At 49.8% G+C, this 20315-nt stretch carries 18 protein-coding genes and 1 tRNA gene; 9 read left to right on the top strand and 10 right to left on the bottom strand.

The window, feature by feature from the left end; all coding sequences use genetic code 11:
• Positions 1 to 24 precede the first annotated feature (24 nt).
• The 4 genes from otsB to GF404_13505 all read right to left on the bottom strand — a co-directional run bounded on the left by otsB (position 25) and on the right by GF404_13505 (position 3522).
• Positions 25 to 816, bottom strand: a complete 792-nt coding sequence (otsB, locus tag GF404_13520) for a trehalose-phosphatase (protein MBD3383198.1) — start codon at positions 814 to 816, stop codon at positions 25 to 27.
• A 3-nt stretch (positions 817 to 819) separates the two neighbouring features.
• Complete coding sequence (locus GF404_13515; GenBank protein MBD3383197.1) at positions 820 to 2058, bottom strand: glycosyltransferase; 1239 nt, start codon at positions 2056 to 2058, stop codon at positions 820 to 822.
• Positions 2051 to 2755, bottom strand: a complete 705-nt coding sequence (locus GF404_13510; protein MBD3383196.1) for a hypothetical protein — start codon at positions 2753 to 2755, stop codon at positions 2051 to 2053. Before GF404_13510 ends, GF404_13515 begins: the two co-directional genes overlap by 8 nt.
• A 260-nt stretch (positions 2756 to 3015) precedes the next feature.
• Positions 3016 to 3522 (bottom strand): hypothetical protein, encoded by a 507-nt coding sequence (locus tag GF404_13505; GenBank protein ID MBD3383195.1) that lies wholly within the window; start codon positions 3520 to 3522, stop codon positions 3016 to 3018.
• A 113-nt stretch (positions 3523 to 3635) separates the two neighbouring features.
• Between GF404_13505 and GF404_13500 the strand changes: the two genes are divergently transcribed.
• The 8 genes from GF404_13500 to lon all read left to right on the top strand — a co-directional run bounded on the left by GF404_13500 (position 3636) and on the right by lon (position 14371).
• Positions 3636 to 4364: an NAD-dependent protein deacylase gene (locus tag GF404_13500; GenBank protein MBD3383194.1), complete on the top strand. Its 729-nt coding sequence runs from the start codon at positions 3636 to 3638 to the stop codon at positions 4362 to 4364.
• The gene (locus GF404_13495; protein ID MBD3383193.1) at positions 4364 to 5275 is read left to right on the top strand and encodes a radical SAM protein; all 912 of its coding nucleotides are present in this window, start codon (positions 4364 to 4366) and stop codon (positions 5273 to 5275) included. The genes GF404_13500 and GF404_13495 overlap by 1 nt, the downstream gene beginning before the upstream one ends.
• Positions 5262 to 7370: a tetratricopeptide repeat protein gene (locus GF404_13490; protein MBD3383192.1), complete on the top strand. Its 2109-nt coding sequence runs from the start codon at positions 5262 to 5264 to the stop codon at positions 7368 to 7370. Before GF404_13495 ends, GF404_13490 begins: the two co-directional genes overlap by 14 nt.
• The gene (locus GF404_13485) at positions 7313 to 8161 is read left to right on the top strand and encodes a hypothetical protein (GenBank protein MBD3383191.1); all 849 of its coding nucleotides are present in this window, start codon (positions 7313 to 7315) and stop codon (positions 8159 to 8161) included. Before GF404_13490 ends, GF404_13485 begins: the two co-directional genes overlap by 58 nt.
• Positions 8158 to 9120, top strand: a complete 963-nt coding sequence (locus tag GF404_13480; GenBank protein MBD3383190.1) for a dihydroorotate dehydrogenase — start codon at positions 8158 to 8160, stop codon at positions 9118 to 9120. Before GF404_13485 ends, GF404_13480 begins: the two co-directional genes overlap by 4 nt.
• Positions 9077 to 9892 carry an orotidine-5'-phosphate decarboxylase gene (pyrF, locus tag GF404_13475; GenBank protein MBD3383189.1) on the top strand — a complete coding sequence of 272 codons (816 nt, stop codon included), beginning with the start codon at positions 9077 to 9079 and terminating at the stop codon, positions 9890 to 9892. Before GF404_13480 ends, pyrF begins: the two co-directional genes overlap by 44 nt.
• Positions 9893 to 9943: 51 nt before the next feature.
• Entirely contained in the window at positions 9944 to 11890 is a 1947-nt protein-coding gene (locus GF404_13470; GenBank protein ID MBD3383188.1) for a hypothetical protein, read from the top strand.
• Between the two features lie 93 nt (positions 11891 to 11983).
• A complete protein-coding gene (gene lon / locus GF404_13465) occupies positions 11984 to 14371 on the top strand; it encodes an endopeptidase La (protein ID MBD3383187.1) in 2388 nt (795 codons plus the stop codon).
• Between the two features lie 57 nt (positions 14372 to 14428).
• On the opposite strand, the gene recN is transcribed toward lon, so the two are convergent.
• On the bottom strand, positions 14429 to 16126 hold the full coding sequence (gene recN, locus GF404_13460) for a DNA repair protein RecN (GenBank protein ID MBD3383186.1): 1698 nt from the start codon (positions 16124 to 16126) through the stop codon (positions 14429 to 14431).
• A 115-nt stretch (positions 16127 to 16241) separates the two neighbouring features.
• Complete coding sequence (locus tag GF404_13455) at positions 16242 to 17231, bottom strand: hypothetical protein (protein ID MBD3383185.1); 990 nt, start codon at positions 17229 to 17231, stop codon at positions 16242 to 16244.
• Positions 17232 to 17382: 151 nt separating this feature from the next.
• Between GF404_13455 and GF404_13450 the strand changes: the two genes are divergently transcribed.
• Positions 17383 to 17455: transfer RNA gene (locus tag GF404_13450), tRNA-Ala, on the top strand.
• A 4-nt stretch (positions 17456 to 17459) separates the two neighbouring features.
• Here GF404_13450 and arsB read toward each other — a convergent pair.
• From arsB to GF404_13430, 4 genes are read right to left on the bottom strand one after another with little or no spacing between them, the layout of a single operon-like run.
• On the bottom strand, positions 17460 to 18521 hold the full coding sequence (gene arsB, locus GF404_13445; GenBank protein ID MBD3383184.1) for an ACR3 family arsenite efflux transporter: 1062 nt from the start codon (positions 18519 to 18521) through the stop codon (positions 17460 to 17462).
• Complete coding sequence (locus GF404_13440) at positions 18518 to 18964, bottom strand: arsenate reductase ArsC (GenBank protein ID MBD3383183.1); 447 nt, start codon at positions 18962 to 18964, stop codon at positions 18518 to 18520. Before GF404_13440 ends, arsB begins: the two co-directional genes overlap by 4 nt.
• Positions 18965 to 18978: 14 nt before the next feature.
• Positions 18979 to 19416 (bottom strand): arsenate reductase ArsC, encoded by a 438-nt coding sequence (locus GF404_13435; protein ID MBD3383182.1) that lies wholly within the window; start codon positions 19414 to 19416, stop codon positions 18979 to 18981.
• Positions 19417 to 19423: 7 nt separating this feature from the next.
• The gene (locus GF404_13430) at positions 19424 to 20116 is read right to left on the bottom strand and encodes a sulfite exporter TauE/SafE family protein (protein ID MBD3383181.1); all 693 of its coding nucleotides are present in this window, start codon (positions 20114 to 20116) and stop codon (positions 19424 to 19426) included.
• Positions 20117 to 20315: the final 199 nt, after the last annotated feature.

The following is a 20315-nucleotide window of genomic DNA, read 5'->3' as shown; positions in this document are numbered from 1 at the left end:
TCAGCAAAGTAAATATAATCAATTTTATACTATCTGGCAAGCGCTATTGAAGCGAGCTAAGAAATCGAGCAATTCAGCGGGAGGTTTGAGCCATAGATCGGCTGAGGTTTTCCGGACTTCTTTTCTGACCAGGACTGCCAGCCCCAGTTCACCGAGTGCTTCAAAGGCATCCTCGTCGGTCAGGTCATCGCCCAGGTAAGCTACCGCGGCCGGCTGATGCAAATCTGCGAAGATCTGTTGCACGGCATGACCCTTGTCGATTTCGGCCGGTTTGAGTTCAAGTCCGCAGTCGAAAGATAGTAGTTTAAGATTATAGTCTAATGCGCGCTTTTCCCATTCCGAGTTGATTTGCGACCTTATTGTCCGGGCGGATTCATCATCCAGACCTCGCCAGTGAAAAGCCAGCCCGGCCGGTTTGCGTTCCAGTCTCGCCGGCAGTTGAGTTTTTTGAGCCCATTCTTCAGCCAGCTTTAAGCCCTCGCTTTGTTTTGGTTTGAGCTGTCCGGGCAGAATTCTGCCATCGGGCATCCTGCGCTCGAAACCATGGGAACCCCAGATTTCGGGCATCTGCTTTAAGCTTAAAAGCCGGGTCAGATCTTCGGCGCGACGGCCACTGATCAGGACGATGCGGGCCTGGCCGGTGGCTATTATGGCATTGAGAGCATCCTCGACACCTTCATAGGGATATGCTTTTTGGGGATCTTCCTGAAATGGAGCCAGGGTGCCGTCGTAATCCAGAAGCAGTATCTTCCGGGGGAGTTCTCTGACTCTTGCGAAAAAGTCATCGAGATCGATTTTGGAAGAGAGTACCTGCATATATTACTGGGTGATAAGGTAATTTTCGAGACCGTGCCAGATGCCCAGCATGAGAGTCAGGTATTCCCGTAAATGACGTGTCAAGAGGAAGTTTTCCAAAACGAAACGCTTGCCGGTCTGGCCCATCAGCTTGATCACTTCCGGATGGCTCAGCAGATAGCGCATACGCAGGGCCGCCCCCTCGGGTGTATCGACTAAAAATCCGGTGTGATGATTATGTACCTGCAGACGGATCCCGCCAGCGTTGCCGCCGATGACCGGTTTTTCTTTCCAGAGTGCCTCGGTAACTGTCAGACCGAAACCTTCCTGCAGGGATTTTTGCATAACTATTGTCGAGATCCGCTGAAGCGCGTTGATCGTCTTGTGCGCGTCGCCGGGCAGGTTAAGAACGTGGATATCGTCATTGCCTTCGGCTGCCTCCAGGACTTCCTCGAGTACCATCTGTCCTTCCGGATCGTCCGTGGCACCGCCACCTGCCAGGATCAGTTGGGAGTCTATGTTTTCCCGCAATGCCAGGAAAGCCTCGATTACGCCGATCGGATCTTTGAAGCGGTCGAAGCGCGAGATCTGTGTCAGAACCGGCCTGTCATGGTCGAAGTCGAAACCCTGCAACAGCGAGGCCATCTCTGCCTCTGAGAGATCCCGGTTCTTGTCCGAGAGCGGATCGATCGATGGCGCGATGATGAACTGTGGATGAGGCATCCGTTTGGCAAAACTCGACAGCGAAAAGATACTGGCGTCGTATTTTTCAACTTTCTCGCTGAGATATTTCCAGACCCGTCTGTATGGCCGGCTGGCATCGATATGACAGCGCCACACCCAGCGCCCCTTGCGTTCCGGAAAATGCTCCAGAAGAGCGGCTGGCTGGGGGTCATGGACGAAAACGAAATCAGCATCGTTTAATGTATCATGGAGCCTTTCGGCGGTCTGGCGGTTGGTCTCTTCATAGGCATCGATCATGTACTGTGGAAGCGCGACCACGTTGCCCTGCAGGGCGTTGTGAAACGATTTGGTCGTCATGTAAAATTCCGGTGGGCCGGAGATAACTTCCCAGGATGTCTGCAGGCCGAGTTCATTCATCAGGGCTACCAGCCATTCCAGAATCTCGGCCACACCACCGCCTATCTTGGTCGAGTTGATGTGAACCACCTTGGCGCCGTTGAGCTGCCGGGCGATCTGCTTCAAAATCGATATATTGACACTTCCGACAATTGATTCATAATCCTTGAGTGATTTAGGCATCGGCGGCCTCCCGTGAGAATTCCAGGTCGACTGCCGCGATCAGCGCCGACTTGAGTTCACTCAAAGTCAAAAAGTAAAAATCGATATTGTCAAAAGCCTGTATCAATTTCTGATAGGTGTCGTTGTAATCGGACAGGTAAACAGTGAAGTCATCGGTATTACCGGGTGTCCTGCGATGTGCCTCCACAAAATGATAGTATATGCTGGAGAGGCTCATCTGGGGGATATGAGTCACCAGCCCTTCCGGCGAGCAGATCTCCTTACCGGTATCGAACACCACGGTCACACTGCGCATGAACTGGAATTCCTCGCTCAGCGGAACCGTCGGAATATGGTACATCTCGCTCATCCGGTCATCGAGAACTTCCATTACCTTACCCCGCAGTTCTTCCAGGCTGTTGAAATCATAGGGATTCAAAATACCGAGCTGTTCGGCCAGCTTGCGGTCACCCATGTGATGCGAGCACCAGATCGAAAAATCATTGCGGAATTCCGGATTATCAAAAGATGGGCGGATCACCGTCTCGCAATAATGGTGATAGAGGCATTCGATCGGACAGACCCGTACTCGTTCGCGCAGTTCTCGGATCGATAGTGCCGAATCAACTCCGGCCATTCGCGAGATCAGGGCACAGTCCTTGATCGAAAAGCAGGATTGTCCATTCATGATTATCTTTTCCTTATCTGTTTGTGCCATCCGATTCCCTCAGAAGTCGATTCCCATGTAGTTCTTTATATCAGTATCGTAAGGAATCCGTGGCCGCTTAACTAATATCGTCAGATATCATCCATGTTTACCAGAACATCATATAAATTTATAATCTCAACTTTAATGATTGTAAATTTCTTTAGCAGTCTCGCATAGATGGATTTGTTTGCATATAACAAAATTGAACTGAATTGTTCCATAGACGTTACAATATTTTTAAAAATGATCTTTTTCGGGACAGATTGCTTTTAATACCTGTAATTGAGTTTCAACCAGAGCGTGGTGTTATGGGTTTGTTCATCCAGAGTCGGCGTCAGGTCGATATCGAATCCCGCCAGGTGGGCGTCGACATAGGCGTCGAACATAGAGTAAAAGACTGTAATCGCCAGGAACCAGATATGCTGGTTACGAAGATCGCGGTAACTGTCGAACTGCTCGAAATACTGTTGCCTGAGTTCTGTGTCGGTTTCGTTCTGGTAGAGATCCCGGTATGTGTCCGTTCGTCCGTAGTAGTAAACGGTCTGATAGATCAAAAGGCTCTCACCGATGCCGATTATGCCGGCCTTGAGGTACTTTTGGTTATATAGCTGGCCCCAGCCGGGCAAGGCCAATGACCTTAAAAGTGCGCCGGTTGGAGATTTCCGATTTTTTGCTTCGGTCGAATCGCCATTCTCCTGAGCTGAAAGCGGTGATATCGCAAAGACCAGCGCCAGAACCAGCGTAAAATATGCGAGTTTAAATCTTTTTTTTGCCATCTCGCGATATTATACAACATTAATTTGTATAAGTTAAAAGAAAACTTACAATATGGATCGCAGGACTGTCCAAAATACTTGACTGTCTTGCTCATCAGGTTAAATTTACGCAGATGTTTACCGAACGGCTGATAAAACTTCTCAGAGAAGATCCGAAGATTTGTGTCCTGACCGGTGCCGGAGTTTCGGCTGAGTCGGGAGTGCCGACTTTTCGTGGTACCGATGGTATCTGGAAGAAATTCCGGGCCGAGGAACTGGCCACCGTCGATGCCTTTATGCGCAACCCCGAGCTGGTTCTGGCCTGGTATCAGCATCGCCGTGACATAATCGACAATATCGAACCCAACCAGGGTCATTACGCGCTGGCGAGGATGGAAAATCATTTCAGCGATTTTCAACTCGTGACCCAGAACGTGGATAACCTTCACAGGCGGGCGGGTTCCGAGAATATCCTGGAAGTTCACGGCAACATCCTCAAAAACAAGTGTTTTAAATGTAGTAAAACAATTGACCGGGTCGATTTTAAAGCAGGCGACGATCTGCCTTTATGCGAATGCGGGGGACAGGTGCGTCCCGATGTGGTCTGGTTTGGTGAGATGCTTCCGGAGGATGTGTTCGAAAAAGCACTTCAGAAATCAGCCTCAGCCGACCTGTTCTTTTGCGTGGGAACTTCAGCAATAGTATATCCGGCGGCCGGATTGCCATTTTCCGCCAAGCGCAACGGCGCCTACCTGGTCGAGATAAACCTGCAACATACCGATTTGTCGCCGTCTGCTGATGAGGTCCTTTTGGGACCATCCGGTGAAATACTTCCCAAACTGCTCGAAACCGCGGGAATCTGATGACTCAGCGACAGGTATGTATCGATAAAGATGTAAAAGCGAGAGTGCGGTCGCTTCTTTCAAGGCTTTCTGACTGCGACTTATGCCCGCGTCAATGCCGTGTCGACCGTACAGCCGGCGAAAGAGGGATCTGCGAGCAGACCGATCAGATCCGGATCTCCTCGGCCAATTTGCATTTCGGCGAGGAACCGCCGATCTCCGGAAACCGGGGAAGCGGGACGATCTTTTTGAGCGGATGCAATCTCAAATGCAGTTACTGCCAGAATTATCCGATCAGCCAGATGGGGCATGGCAAGAACATCAGTCCTCTCGGTCTCGTCGATCGGATGCTCGAACTTGAAAACCGGGGAGCGCACAATATCAATTTCGTTACCCCCACTCATTATTCGGCCCGGATTGCGGAAGCGATTATGACCGCCCGCAAGCGCGGGCTCAAAGTGCCGATCGTGTGGAATTCCTCCGGCTACGATTCTGTCGATGTGCTCGAGTGCCTTGAGGGGATGGTGGAAGTCTATATGCCGGATATGCGCTACGGTGAGAGCGAACCGGCCAGATGTTATTCTAACGCTCCCGATTACCCAGAAGTCAACCGTGAGGCGATAAGCGAGATGTATCGGCAGGTCGGGACGCTCGAGGTCGATTCCAACGGTATCGCGCGCAGGGGGCTGTTAATCCGTCACCTGGTTCTGCCTAACAAGCTTTCGGCTACTGATAAGATTTTTGAATTTATTGCCGAGGAGATTTCGACCGAAACCCATATTTCTCTCATGTCGCAGTATTTTCCGGCTTACCGGGCTCATGAGTTCGAGATGATTTCACGACGTATAACAAAAAAGGAGTATCTTATTGCCAAACGGTTAATGGAAAAGTATAATCTAACGAACGGCTGGATACAAAATGAGATGCTTTAAAACTATCATCGCCCTGACCTGCCTCAGTTTCCTGCTGGGTGGCTGTGTCTACTACAACACTTTCTACCTGGCTGAAAAGAATTTTAACGAGGCGGAGAGCGAACGGGAAAAAAACGAATCTGAAAAGGCGGGCGGACGCTCCAAGAGCAAGTACAATCTTGCTATTGAAAAATGCACCAAAGTTCTGACTGAACATCCGGACAGCAAGTATGTCGATGACGCATTGTATATCATCGGCAAGTCCTATTACCATCTCGAAGATTACTATCGTTCGGAGCGCAAGTTCCGTGAACTTCTGGCGGCCTTTCCGGAGTCCGATTATGTCGAACGAGCATTGTTGTATCTTGGTAAATGCCGTCTCCAGCGCGAGGAATATATACTCGCCAGGCAGGCATTTGAGGAGATAGATTCGCTCACAGATAACAGGGATTTTAAAGCCGAAGCGCAGTTCATGCTGGGAGAAATCCAGTTCAACCAGAGGCAGTATCCGGAGGCGATCAAGTATTATACCAACTACGTCAAAGAGTACGCTTCTTCGGAGGATGCCGCCAAGGTGCAGTTCAAGATCGGTACCGCTTACACGGAGTTGAATAAGCCGCGCCAGGCTAAAAATGCCTTTCTGGAGGTGGCTGAATATAAGCCCAACGATTCACTCTATTTCGAATCGCAGTTTCTGGCGGGTGAAGCCTACTACGAACTGGAGATGGTCGACAGCGGGTATACGATTTTCGAAGCTCTGGCGGAAAACGAACGGTATTACGACAAGGCGGGCAAGATTCGTCTCAAACTGGCCGAAGCGCTGGAAATCAAAAACGAATTTGAGGACGCGATCGAAGAGTATGAACGTATTGCGGTCGAATTCGAACGGACCGAGGCGGCCGCGATTGCTTTTTACCGGATCGGAGAGATACAGGTTTCGCAATACAACAACCTGGAACTGGCCAAGGAGATGTATGATTCCTCGATCGCTGTTTCGCGCGGGTCCGAGGTTTACCAGGACGCTATCCAGAAGAGTGCTGATATCAGCCGGCTGGGTCAGTACCGCGAAGAGGTCGGCGATGAAAACCTCGAAAACGATGCCGCCGTGCAATATCAATTAGCCGAATTGTACCTGGTCCAGCTCGATAATCCGGACACGGCTCTGGTCGAGTTCGAGTTTTTGATTGACAGTTTCCCGGATTCCAAGTGGGCCGCCCGTGCCCTTCTGGCGCGTGCTTATATTTTCGAGGAGGTTTACAATATGCCTGAGAGCGCGCAGGCCAGCTATAATCGAATCATAAATGATTATTCGCATACCGATTACGTCGAACAGGTGTCCGAAATAACCGGCACCAATTTAGACCAACTCGATGTTGACTATCCCGGAAGGCGTTACCGTCAGGCCGAGACAATGCTTTTTGATGAAAACGATCCCGATTCCGCAATGGCTTTGTTTACTTCGGTAATAGAAGATTTTCCCGATTCAAAATACGCTTCCAAGTCAGCTTATGCGCGTGCCTGGCTGATGGAGCAGTTCATGCCCCCGGATACATATATTCCCGATGATACGAGCTTCGTGCCGGATTCAACTTTGATCTTCGCCTACCAGGAGGTGGCCGACAGTTTCCCGGGGACTCCCTATGGTGATTCCGCCCTGGTTCGTCTGGGCAAAAAAGTTCAGCGCCGACAGCCGGTCAGGCGGGAGCAGGAACCGGAACCAGGGGAAATCATGGATACTCTCCCGATCGATTCATTACCGCAGGATGTCCAGGAAGAGAGTTATGACCTCTTCGCCGATATCGACGCCCTGATCGACACATTGCGCGAAATCGACGAGAAGCCTGTCAAGGAAGGTGATTTCGTCTATCCGCCCTCGGCTTATTACACGAAATTCGAAGGATATGTCAGTTTTGCGGTAAGGCTCGATTCTTTCGGAAAACCTGTCGAATGGGTAATTCTGCAAGCCTCGGGCAATAAGGAAATCGATGAAGCGGCCGAGGAGGCGCTTCGCTACACGGAATTCGACCCTGGGGAAATACCCCTGGAGTATAGTGATAAATGGCAGTTTTACAGGATAAGAGTGGAGCTTCCCCGGGAAGTCAAGGGGCGAGAATGATTTTCAATCCACCGGTGGAGCTTGTCGAAAAAGAGATGCTCCTGCCCGATCTGTGCCGGCTCAAATTACATGCTCCCCTGATTGCTAAGCGAGCACTGCCCGGTAATTTCGTCCAGATTAAGGTATCCGACAGTCTCGATCCTGTCTTTCGCCGGCCAATGAGTATCCATAACTGTGAAGATGAGACTTTCGAGATGGTTTTCCGGGTGATCGGACGGGGCACACAGCTTCTGGCGGAGGCACTGCCCGGACGTAAGTTTGACTGCCTCGGACCGCTCGGCAATACTTTTGAGATACCTGAAACCGATGAAACCGCCGTCATGATTGCCGGCGGGGTGGGGCTTCCTCCGCTCTATTTTCTGAGCAGGTTCTTGATTGAAAGGCATCGTATCGAGCCCTCCCGTGTTCTTTTTCTGCTGGGTATCCGTGACAAGACCGAGTTGATTGTCGGTGCCGATGCCGAAAAACTGGGGGTTGAGATGAAGTACTCCACCGATGACGGCACGCATGGCTTTCATGGTTTCGTAACTGCCCTGTTCGAGGATATCTACGCCCGTCGCCTGCGCAACAGTAAAATGCGGGTATATAGTTGCGGGCCGACACCCATGATGCAGGCGCTCAGCCGTATAGCACTGAGTTTCAAGCTTCCCTGCCAGCTTTCGCTGGAAGGTGCGATGCCATGCGGGGTGGGAACCTGCCTGGGATGCGCGGTAAAACTGCGGGCGAAAGATGAATACCTGAGGGTCTGCCAGGAGGGACCTGTATTCAATGCGGAGGAGATCGAGCTGTGACTGCTCCTAACCTTGAAGTTGAGTTGTGCGGGATTAAGTTTCGCAACCCGATTTTGACCGCTTCGGGCACTTTCGGGTACGGCGAGGAATTCAATAATTATATTGATCTCTCCTGTCTGGGCGGGATAGTTACCAAGTCGATCACCCGAGAACCCCGTCCGGGTCATCCACCGCCACGTACTTACGAGACCACAGGCGGTATGATCAACGCTATCGGACTTGCCAATGTCGGGGTGGACAGGTTTGTCAGCGAGAAAATCCCCTTTTTGAAAACTCTCGACACAAGAATTATTGTCAACGTGGCCGGTTTCTCGATCGAAGAGTACCGCTATTGTGTCGAGCGTTTAAATGACGCCGAGGCTATCGATATGCTCGAGATCAATATCTCCTGTCCCAATGTCGGCGCGGGCGGATTGGAGTTTTCCTCGACTGAAAAAGGTGCCTTCGCGATTACTTCCGAGCTCAAAAAGATCTCCCGCTATCCGCTCATGATCAAGCTTTCACCGAACGTGACAGATATTTCCGCCATCGCTCGTGCGGCCGAAGAGGGCGGGGCCGACTGCCTGTCATTGATTAACACTTTGGTCGGCATGGGAGTGAATCACTGGACTTTTAAGCCGATTTTGACTAATATAACCGGTGGCCTTTCCGGACCGGCGATCAAACCGGTCGCCCTGGCCAAAGTCTGGCAGGTTCATAATGCGGTCAAAATACCGCTGGTTGGAATCGGCGGTGCGCTCGATCACTTCGATGTGGCCGAATTCATGATCGTGGGAGCTTCGCTGGTTCAATTCGGGACGGCCAATTTTATAAATCCTGACTGCACGGTGAAAGCCTCCGAAGGTTTGGTCGACTATCTTGATAAGTCAGGAATCGATGACATCTCGCAATTAATCGGTAAACTGGGTGGTAATAATGAAGTTCAAGGAAAGAATTTCCCAGCTTGTGAAGGAACGTAAGAGCCTGATCTGTGTTGGACTCGACCCTGACCTGAACAAGATTCCAGAGCATTTAAAAGAGCAGGATGAACCTATCCTGGAATTCAATCGCCAGATTATCTCAGCCACCAAAGATCTGTGTGTGGCATACAAACCCAATATGGCGTTTTTCGAAGGATTAGGGCGCAAGGGATGGGATATCTTAAAAGCCACGATCGAGGCTATACCTTCTCAGGTGCCGGTTATAATCGATGCGAAGCGAGGTGATATCGGTAATTCCTCGCGTATGTACGCGCGTGCTGTATTCGAGGAGCTGGGTGGCGACGCGGTCACTTTGTCGCCTTACCTGGGCGAGGATTCTCTGGCTCCATTTTTCGAGTATAAAGACAAATTCGCTTTTGTGCTGGCGTTGACATCGAATCCCAGCTCGCAGGACTTCCAGCTTCTGGAGGTGGGTGGCAGACCGTTGTATCATCATGTGGCCGAGGCTGTCCAGCGCTGGAATAAGAACGACAACCTGGGACTGGTGGTAGGCGCATCCCATCCGGACAAGATCCGCGAGATGCGCGATCTGTCGGGCAACCTGCCGTTTCTGATTCCCGGCGTGGGTGCTCAGGGCGGTGATCTCGAGGCTTCCGCCAAATACGGTACCGACAACGGCAAGTCAATTGCCCTGATCAATGTCAGCCGTTCGGTGATCTATGCTTCTGACGGTGTCGATTTCGAGGAAAAAGCGCGCGAGGAAGTCCAGAACCTCAATCGCCATCTGTCTGAATTTGAGATCTTTGGATAGTCTATTTTATAGTGATGATCCCGTATTGGTATCCAAATTGATTGATCTTTGATGCCCAATCGATCTGTTTACATAAAATATTTCCCCTGGATACTGTTCTGGATTGCAGTATTTCTCGCTTCACCCTACCTGGAAGGCCTGCGTCTGTGGGGGATCGATCATCTCAGGTATCATCCGCCGCTTTACACAATCATCTGGGCAGTCCTGATCCTGCTGTGTTTAATTCCACCCCTTTCCAGACGTTTTCACGGGCTGACAATCTCATTGCATGAAAACTATCAGTCATTGACTGGAAAAGCTCGCATTGTAAGTTCGGTCGGGGTGGTTGCTCTGTTCTCAACCGTGTTTTATATCTTCCGTTCGGAGGCGCAGTTTCTGGGTGATGGCTTTTTGCGTGGTGATGAGCTGGCACGCGGATTTGCTCACCTGTCGTTGACCACTGAACCGCTCGACAGCCTGTTACATTTCTTCTTTTATAAGCTGACACATATGCTCTTCGGATTCGGCGCTCATCGCAGTTTCGCGCTTTTCAGCGCGCTTGCCGGTGGATTGTTTGTGCTGGTGCTTCTGATAATTCTGCGTCCCGGACGAGAGCGCGGTTTTTCCACGCTACTTTTGTTTCTTGCCCTGGGCGGTGTGCAATTCTATTTTGGCTACGAGGAAAGTTATTCTCTGTTGTATATGGGAATACTTTTATTTTTCGCAATGGCGTTTTGCTACTTTCGCGAACGTCAAGGTTTCAGGCCGTTGATGATCGTGTTCGCGGTTACGGCTTTGTGCCATTTCACCGCATTATATTTGCTTCCGGCATTTCTCTGGCTGATAATATCTGCCAGCCGGAAAGGTGAGTTGACAGAAACCGATAAGAAGACAGCCCTGTTTTCGCTTTTGGCGGTTGCTGTTGGTGTTGTCTTTTTCCGCTTTATTTATTCCTCGCCGTATCTGTCCAAGCACAGCAGTTTTCTGCTCGAGTTCGGTTTCACCGGCTACAGCCTGTTATCTCCGGATCATTTAATCGATATAGTTAACAGCTTGCTCTTGTCCGCTTTGCCCCTGGTTCTGTTTTTACCCGTCATTGTAACATCGAAAGTGAAACCGGGCGCTTTTGAGTGGTTGGCTTTTGCCGGCGCGGTGCTGTTTTTGATTTTTGTCGATCCCAAGCTCGGCATGGCGCGGGACTGGGACCTGTTTGCCTCGACCGGCCTGGTAATGATAATGAGTTTCTACCCGACTCTCGAAGCTGCTCTCCTGCGCAGGCCAGACCTGAAGGCTATTGTACGGTCGGCGGTCCTGATCGCATTTGTGATAAATCTGAGTTTTATCGCGGTCAATCACAGCTTCCCTAAAAATGTCGCTCGCTTCGAGCATATTCTCAGTCTGTATGACCAGCGATCTGCCTATGGTTACGAGAACCTGGGAGCGTATTTCAGACGCAATTATCGTAGCCCGCAGGAGCTTACACGCGCCCTCGAGTATTACCATAAAGCGCTCGAACACAATCCCAATCCGCGTTATTTCACAAGTATTGCCGGTACGTACAATATCTTTTTCGAGTGGGCAGGTGATGCCCGGGCGCAGAGGATGCTTCTGGACTCGATCAAGCATTACGCCGACCGGGCGCTTTTGTATGTCGACAGCCTGGCTCTGCCGTATGATTACCTCTCGCTGGCTGAGTACTATCGCAAGAACGTCGATTCCGCCCTGATCTATTCCGACAGCGCTCTGAGATACGCCAACCGCTTCGAGAAAGGAGAAATCCATCATCACCGCGGTATCATCCATCTGAGCACTCAGAATCTCGATTCGGCCATGTATCACTTTAAGCAGGCGATAGAACTCGAGCCGGATTTGAGCGAACCTTACGGCTTTCTGGGACGGGCCTACCTCGGTTTGAAAATGGAAGATTCAGCCCGCTATTATTTCGAGCAGTATCTTGAGCACGGTCCGGATCCAGAGGTTGTGCCAAAAATTGAAGAAATCCTTGAAAAGCTACGATAATCATAATACCGGGAACTTTTTGTCGAAATTGTTTATGTTTTATTAAGAACACCGATTGATTGTTATATATTAATATCATAACCGAAGGAAGATATGAACAGCATAGATAACCAGTCAGATTCAAAGGTCAAAGAAGTTACATTGCTTCCAATAAAGGGCATGGTAGTTTATCCCTACCTGGTTATGCCTCTTATGATTTCCAATCAGAAATTTGCCAAGATGGTCGATGAGGCTCTTTTGGAGGGGAAGACGATCGGGCTGTTTACGCAGAAATCAAAAGAGGAAGTGATTGAATCGGACGACAGCGACAATATCTACAAGGTCGGTACGAGCGCGGCGATCCTCAAGATGCTGAGGTTTCCGGACGGTTCAGTGCGATTTCTTGTACAGGGATTTTCGCGTATAAAACTTCGTAAGATCGTGGCCGAGGAACCTCACCTGACTGCGGAAGTCGAAGAACTCGAGGAAGAATATGACGACAAGGTCCGTATCGAGGCGTTGTCTCGCAATATACATGAGGTCCTGCGTAAGGTAACCGACCTGGCTCCCTATTTGTCGGAAGAAAACTATGTTACCGCCGTCAACCAGGATAACCCGTCAAAGCTGGCTGATTTCGTGGCCTCCAACCTGAACCTGAATATAAAGCAGAAACAGGAGATCCTGGAAAAGACCAATGTGCGTAAGCGTATGGAGCGTCTTCTGGCTCATCTCAACAAAGAGATCGAGGTCTTGGAGCTGTCGCGCAAAATCCAGGAGGATGCCGCCCATGAGATGGGACGCCTGCAAAAAGAATATATCCTGCGTGAACAGCTCAAGGCGATTCATAAAGAGCTGGGTGAAACCGATGAGCGTACGGCTGAGATAAAGGAATTCCAGGAGAAGATCGAAAAAAGCCAGATGAGTGATATTGCCCGTGAAGCTACTGAAAAAGAGCTCGATCGCCTGGGCAAGATGAATCCCTCCTCGGCTGAGTATATCGTCTCACGCACTTATATCGACTGGATGGTTACACTTCCCTGGCAGAGGGAAAGCGAGGACAACCTGGATTTGAAGTCGGCCGAGAAAGTTCTCGATGATGACCATTACGACCTTGAAAAAGTCAAGGAGAGAATTATTGAGTACCTGGCGGTGCGCAAGCTCAAAAGCGATTTGAAGGGACCGATTCTCTGTTTTGTCGGTCCTCCCGGGGTCGGCAAGACATCACTGGGAAGATCAATAGCGCGTGCGCTGGGACGAAAATTCGAGCGAATCTCTCTGGGCGGGATGCATGATGAGGCCGAGATCCGAGGACATCGACGGACTTACATCGGTTCCTTGCCGGGCCGGATTATACAGAGTATCCGTCGTGCCGATACGCGCAATCCGGTCTTCATGCTGGATGAGATCGACAAGGTCGGCAAGGACTTTCGTGGCGATCCCGCCAGCGCGCTTCTGGAGGTGCTCGACCCGGAACAGAATAATACCTTCAGCGACCATTACCTGGATGTGCCCTTTGATCTTTCCAAGGTGATGTTCATCACCACGGCCAATATCCTCGACACTATTCCGGATGTGCTCCGTGATCGGATGGAGATTATCCAGATACCCGGTTATACCGATCTTGAGAAGACGCATATCGCTAAAAAGTTCTTGATACCTCGTGAACTCAAAGAGCACGGTCTGAAAAAGAAAAATCTTACTATCACCCAGCCGGCCATCCGGGAAATAATCAACGGCTACACGCGTGAATCAGGCCTGCGCAATCTCGACCGGGAACTGGCCGCGATCTGCAGAAAAGTGGCGCGCAATGTGGCCACCGGGAAGACCGGGAAGGTGACCGTGCGTCCGGCCGATGTACCCAGGTACCTGGGCCCTCCCAAGGTGGTCCAGGAGCTGGCCGAAAGAACCTCCAAGGTCGGAGTTGTACCCGGGCTGGCATGGACCTCTACGGGTGGCGAGGTGCTGTTTATCGAAGCTACCAGGATGAAGGGCAAGGGCAAGCTGACTTTGACCGGTCATTTGGGTGATGTCATGAAGGAGTCGGTGCAGGCCGCGTATTCGTATATCCGTTCCATTGCCGATGAACTGGATATCAATGAAGATATCTTTGACCAGGTCGATGTACATGTGCATGTGCCCTCAGGCGCCGTGCCGAAAGACGGCCCCTCGGCCGGGATTGTCATGGCTACCGCGATAGCTTCTCTTTTCACCGGACGACCGGTCAAGACCAGGACCGCCATGACCGGGGAGATCACTCTGCGCGGTACCCTGCTTCCGATCGGCGGGTTGAAGGAGAAATCACTCGGAGCGTACCGGGCTGGAATCAAGACTATCGTACTACCGGATAAAAACCAGAAAGATTTGCATGACCTCCCGGGCGAACTCAAGAATAAGCTGAAATATAAGTTCTTCAAGACGATTCATGAGGTCCTCGAATACGCCCTGGCGCCTGAGAAAAAGAGAAAGACAAGACCCCGTAAGAAGGCATCCGCAAAGAACTAGAATTTATTTAACCCGGTGGTTCACAGGCTGCCGGTTTTTTTAATACACTGGATCTGATCAGTTTTTCTGTTTTAGAAGTTCTTCGGCCTGCTTCAGGGATAACGCACTGATTCTTTCGCCGGAAATCATTCTACCGATCTCCTGTTTGCGCTGTTTAAGTGTCAGTCTGCGGATACGGGTTATCATTCGGCCGTCATCTTCTTGCTTGTAGACCAGGTAGTGGTTTTCTCCCGCGGCCGCGATCTGTTGCAGGTGAGTGATCACAATAACCTGATTGTGATGTGAGAGAGCACTGAGCTGATGAGAGATAGCCGAGGCGGCTCGTCCGCCCAGGCCTGTATCGATCTCGTCGAAGATCAACGATGATGCTGCCTGCTTTTCGGATAGGATGCTTTTGACAGCCAGCAACACTCTTGACAGCTCACCGCCGGAAGCGATTCTTGCCAGTGACTTGAGTTCCTCGCCTGGATTGGGAGAAAACCTGAACTCGACTAGGTCGATACCATCGGGACCGAGCCGGTAAGTTTTATCGCCGATTTCGCAGTCACCCTCAGGTGCTTCGGCCCGGGTCACAACTACCTCGAATTCGACCTTGTCCATCAGCAGGTTCTTTAGATTTTTTTCGACCTGGCGTGCCAGCTTCGACGATCCGGCTCTTCTTTTATGGGAAAGCTTCTCGGCCAGTTTTGCCAGTTGAGTTCTCAAATCTTCGATCTCAGCTTCCAGATTTGCGAGCCTGTCCGAGTTGTCGGTATAGCCTTGCAGTTCGCTTTCAATGCGCCTGCGGTAACTGAACAGATCTTCGAGCGAACCGCCGTATTTTTTCTTTAACTCGTAGTATTGATCGAGACGCTCGCGGGTTTTTTCGAGCTGTGCCGGATCATCTTCGATCGCTTCCGAACGGCTCAGGAGATTACGTCCGATCTCCTGCAGGTTGTACAAACTGTCGCGGAGGTGAGATAGATTATCTTTCAATTCAGGATCGTATTTATCCAGCGGTTGCAAAAGTCCGATCACTTCATCCAGACGGTCGCAGATTGCCTGTTCCGACTGGTAGAGTTCCTCAGCTCCCTGGAAATAGGCGGACTTCAGCTCCAGGGAGTTTTCGAGAATATGAAGCTGGTTATCGAGATCGTTTTCCTCGGAAACGGATAGACCGGCTGAATCGATCTCATCAATTTGAAAACGGTACAGTTCCATCTTCTCTCTTTCACGGGCAGTGACCTGTTCGAGTTGTCGCAAGTCGGAGCGAGCCTTCTGGTAGCGATCGTATTTTTCACGGTAATCACTAAGCGCTCTGCGGTGGCCGATATACTGGTCGAGGAACCTGATATGATTTTCGGAATTCAGCAGTAGTTGCTGGTGATGCTGTCCAACCAGGTCGACCAGGTGCTGGCCGATCTGTTTGAGGTCGGCGACGGTGACCATCTGGCCGTTTATGAAACAGCGCGAAGCCCGGTCCTGCCTGATCTCGCGACGTATCTCAAGAACTTCGGTACCCGTTTCAATATCGATTTCTTTTGCGATCGTCGAGGGCAGTTCGATGCCGTTGAAAATACCTTCGACAACCGCGGTCTGCTCTCCGCTTCGGATCATCTCGGTCTGAGCTCTTTCGCCCAGAAGCAAATTGAGCGCGCCGATAATAATCGACTTGCCGGCCCCGGTTTCACCCGAGAGGATATTCAAGCCAGGTTTAAATTCGACTTCGAGACTGGAGACAATAGCGAAATTCTGAATCGAGAGTTTATTGATCATAAAGCATAATTAAAGCAGTCATGACGATTTTGGCAAGAACTTGACCATATAAAAAACGACCGCCGGTGGGAGACGGCCGTTTTAATTCCAAATCCTATCTGGTAATTAATAAGTCCTATTTAAATATGTCCGGGCTGAAGTCTATGGCGTATATGTCCAAAAAGGTTTTGCCGGAGTTGTACTGGTAGTAGACGGTTTTACCATCAGCTGACCAGATCGGGTTGGCGCATGCGCCTGTCTCGCCCAGGATCACCAAAGGAGCGGTCTTGCCGGTTTTGAGATCACTCACATGAATCGTCTGGCGATCGCCACGCTCACGGTACCCGTAGACAAGGTAACGACCATCGGGAGAAACCTGCGGATTCAGCTCCGAAGCCGGGGTCGCGATAACCGGCTCGTAGGAATAATCCTCGATGTCAAGGACAAAAATATCGTCCGAAGTGTAGCCCGACGACTTGCCTGTACCGCTGAAATAGATTTTCGTGCCGTCATGAGAAAAGCTCGGGTACTGGCCGACATTCCGTTCGGTTACACGACGAACCCGTTCACTCCCGGAGTCGTAAATCCACAACGAAGCTTCACTCAGGTTGATCAGAAGGAAAGCCAGCAGGCTGTCATTATCTGACCAGGTTATCTGGGTGGCGACAAACGGCGCTCTTTCCTGATCGAGTTTGAGCGCTTCCCTCATTTTTTCCGTAAATTTTTCCTTATGCGGAAGGAGGTCGGTCAGTCTTTCTATCTCAAACGGTTTTTTACGGGTGTAGGTGTATATGTCGCAGGGGGTAAGGTCCGTCCGAACCACCGCCAGGTGCTGGCCGTCGCTTTTCCATGCGATTCTTCCCACGGCCGGGACTGTGTCGAGTTCGAGGTTGAACTCTTGTGATTTTCCGGTGGCCGGGTCGCCGATATGAATGCGAACATCGACTTTGTTATCCTCATCAAAAGAGTTCTTATAAAACGAGATTTCACCTGTATTTCCGACTGCCTGGGGATAGGTGGCATCTTCGAACACAAGTCGACCCAGACGGACATCCTCAGCATACAACTGGCCACAGGCGAAAGCGGATAGAATTATCAGGATCCAGAGCAGTTGCGGTTTTTTCATGTTTCTCCTCTCGTAATATGCTTACGCGATTTTAATACAATTTTACACACGGGGCAATCGAAAGTTTGCGATTAAATCGATTTGAAATGTTACATTTGCGCTATAATTGGCTTGACAGCAGTCCGATAAGGAGTATATTAAAACCACTTTTGGGGCCGTAGTTCAGTTGGGAGAACGCTTGACTGGCAGTCAAGAGGTCAGGGGTTCGACTCCCCTCGGCTCCATTTTTTATGGACACTTTTCTATCTCCAACTTATTACCGCTAAATAGTTTATCTCTAAGCAGAAAAGCCACGTTGACCAGCCCGATCAGGATCGGGACTTCGACCAAAGGGCCGATTACAGCCGCAAAAGCGACTTTTGACTCGATACCAAACACTGCTACGGCCACAGCGATCGCAAGCTCGAAATTGTTGGAGGCGGCGGTGAAACTGAGCGTGGTCGATTTGGAATAATCGGCCCCCACACGGTAACTCAGAATAAAACTGATCAAAAACATCAGGACAAAATATATTACCAGGGGAATGGCAATCCGGACTACATCGAGCGGTATCTTGACGATATATTCGCCCTTGAGCGAAAACATCACCACGATTGTAAACAGTAGTGCAAGCAGAGTTAAGGGACTGATGATCGGAATGAAGCGGTTTTGATACCAGTTCGCTCCCTTGATTTTCAATCCGATATAGCGGGTCACCATACCGCCAAAGAAAGGTATACCCAGGTAGATGAGGACGCTTCTGGCGATCTCTCCGATTCCGATATCGACAACAGCTCCCGAAAGACCGAAAAGCGGTGGAAGCTGGGTGACGAATATCCAGGCAAAGACCGAATAGAACAGGACCTGAAAGATAGAATTGAATGCGACCAGGCCGGCGGCATATTCCGGATCACCCTCGGCCAGATCGTTCCAGACAATTACCATAGCGATACAACGTGCCAGCCCGATCATGATCAGGCCGACCATATATTCCGGCATATCAGCCAGAAAGATTATCGCCAGAAAAAACATCAGTACCGGGCCGATCAGCCAGTTCTGGACCAGGCTCAGCCCCAGAATTTTAAAGTTGCGAAAGACCTTGCCCAGTTTCTCGTAGCGAACCTTAGCCAGTGGCGGATACATCATCAGAATCAAACCGATCGCGATTGGGACATTCGTGGTGCCGACCGAAAAACTATTCCAGAAGTCGGCGGTTTGCGGGATAAGGTAGCCGAGTCCGATACCGAACGCCATCGCCAGAAATATCCACAATGTCAGAAATCTGTCCAGAAAAGAGAGGTTTTTTTTCATTGAGCTTCACCATTAAATGCATTTGCTTCTTCTAACCAGTTTTGAATTCTGTTTTTTATCTGATCTCTTATTTCGCGGAATTTGTTCAAAGTACTTTCTTCATCACCTTCAAATGCCGCGGGATCCTCGAATGGCCATGATAATTTTTCAAAAGCAAATGGATAGATGCTCGGACAGTTTTGTTCGGCGTTGTGGCAAACAAAAACTGCTTTGCTGAAGTTGACTCGGCCGAGATAATTCTTTAGATCTTTAGACTTATGATGACTGATATCGATTCCATCTTCCTGCATAACTTTTATAGCATATGGATTGACTTGTTTAGGTTCAAGTCCGGCACTAAAAACCTCATATCTGTCATCCGCGATGTTCCTAAGAAATCCTTCCGCCATCTGACTCCGGCAGGAATTTCCAGTACAAAGGAAAATCACTTTTTGCTTTCCCACTGTTAACCTCCTTATTACAATTTATTCAAAACTTGAGGCAGCGTGTTGATGAATTCTCTGATTTCATCGCGTACTCGTCGATAGTGATCCAATGCCTCTTGTTCGGATTTGGCTGTTTTAGCCAACCTGGGCGGATCATCGAATCCGCGATGAATCACTGTTGCCTGTCCGGGAAAGATCGGGCAGTTTTCGGAAGCATGGTCACATACGGTTACCACGTAATCGAAATCGATATCCATCAGATCCCTGACATGTTTGGATTTGTGATCAGATATGTCGACACCCTCTTGGGCCATGACCTTCACAGCATTGGGATTGAGCCCATGTGTTTCGATACCGGCTGAATAAGCTTCAATCTTGTCGCTTTTCAGATGATTACACCAGCCCTCGGCCATCTGGCTTCGGCAGGAATTGCCGGTGCACAGAAACAGGATCTTCAATTTTTTACCCATAGTCGAATCACATTTCCAGTTTAAAGATATATATCAGGCAATAATATATCCCCACGATTATAAAGATCAGACCGGTGAATCGCCTGGCCCAGATCTCGATTTTTGTAATTTTGTCAAACATCCGGCCGAGATAATGAGTTCCATAACCGAGTATAAAGGCGAAAAGTATTACAGGTAGAGCTGTTCCCAGACCATAGAGAAGAGGAATCACCGTACTCGAGTTGTGTTTCACAGCTAAAGGTATCAGGCTCCCGAAAAACAAGGCTGCCGAGACCGGGCAAAAACTGAGGGCGAACAAAATCCCCAAAAGTCCCGCTCCCCAGATACCCATCTTGCTGATTTTTGTCTGGAGATTCGATCCCAAACCGGAAGATGGCAGACTAAATTTCAGCAATCCCGTTAAAAACAGGCCTGCAATAATCAGTACCGGGCCGAGAAAGATATTGATCTTCTTCTGCAAAAACCAGGAAAGCTTGGGCACAGACAGCAGGCTGGTGATAATGATAATGCCCAAAACCAGGTACGCCAGCATTCTTCCCAGCGTATAAAGTAATCCCGCAGTGAAAACCAGCCCGGGTGACTTGACCTGCTTACCTATATAAGAAATCGCGGCGATATTTGTGGCCATTGGACAGGGGGAAATTGAAGTCAATATCCCCAGCCACAAAGCTGAACCGGCAATCAGCAGCAACTCCGTCAATCCTTGTCTCCCAGGAATTCATTCAGTTCAGATGTCACATAATCTTTGTATTTGGATTCATCGCTGACCAGTTCCCAGATTTTGTCGAGATTGGTCCAGTCTATTTCTGCGCCATCTTTAACGCGTGATAGTATCAGCGCTTTGGTGTACAACTCATAATCCTCGTTGTAATGCTCGTTTTCTTTTTCATCAACATTGA

This window comes from Candidatus Zixiibacteriota bacterium (assembly GCA_014728145.1).
Lineage (GTDB): Bacteria > Zixibacteria > MSB-5A5 > JAABVY01 > JAABVY01 > WJMC01.
Note: the sequence above shows the minus strand (reverse complement) of the source record. Positions and strands in the feature narration are given on the sequence as shown.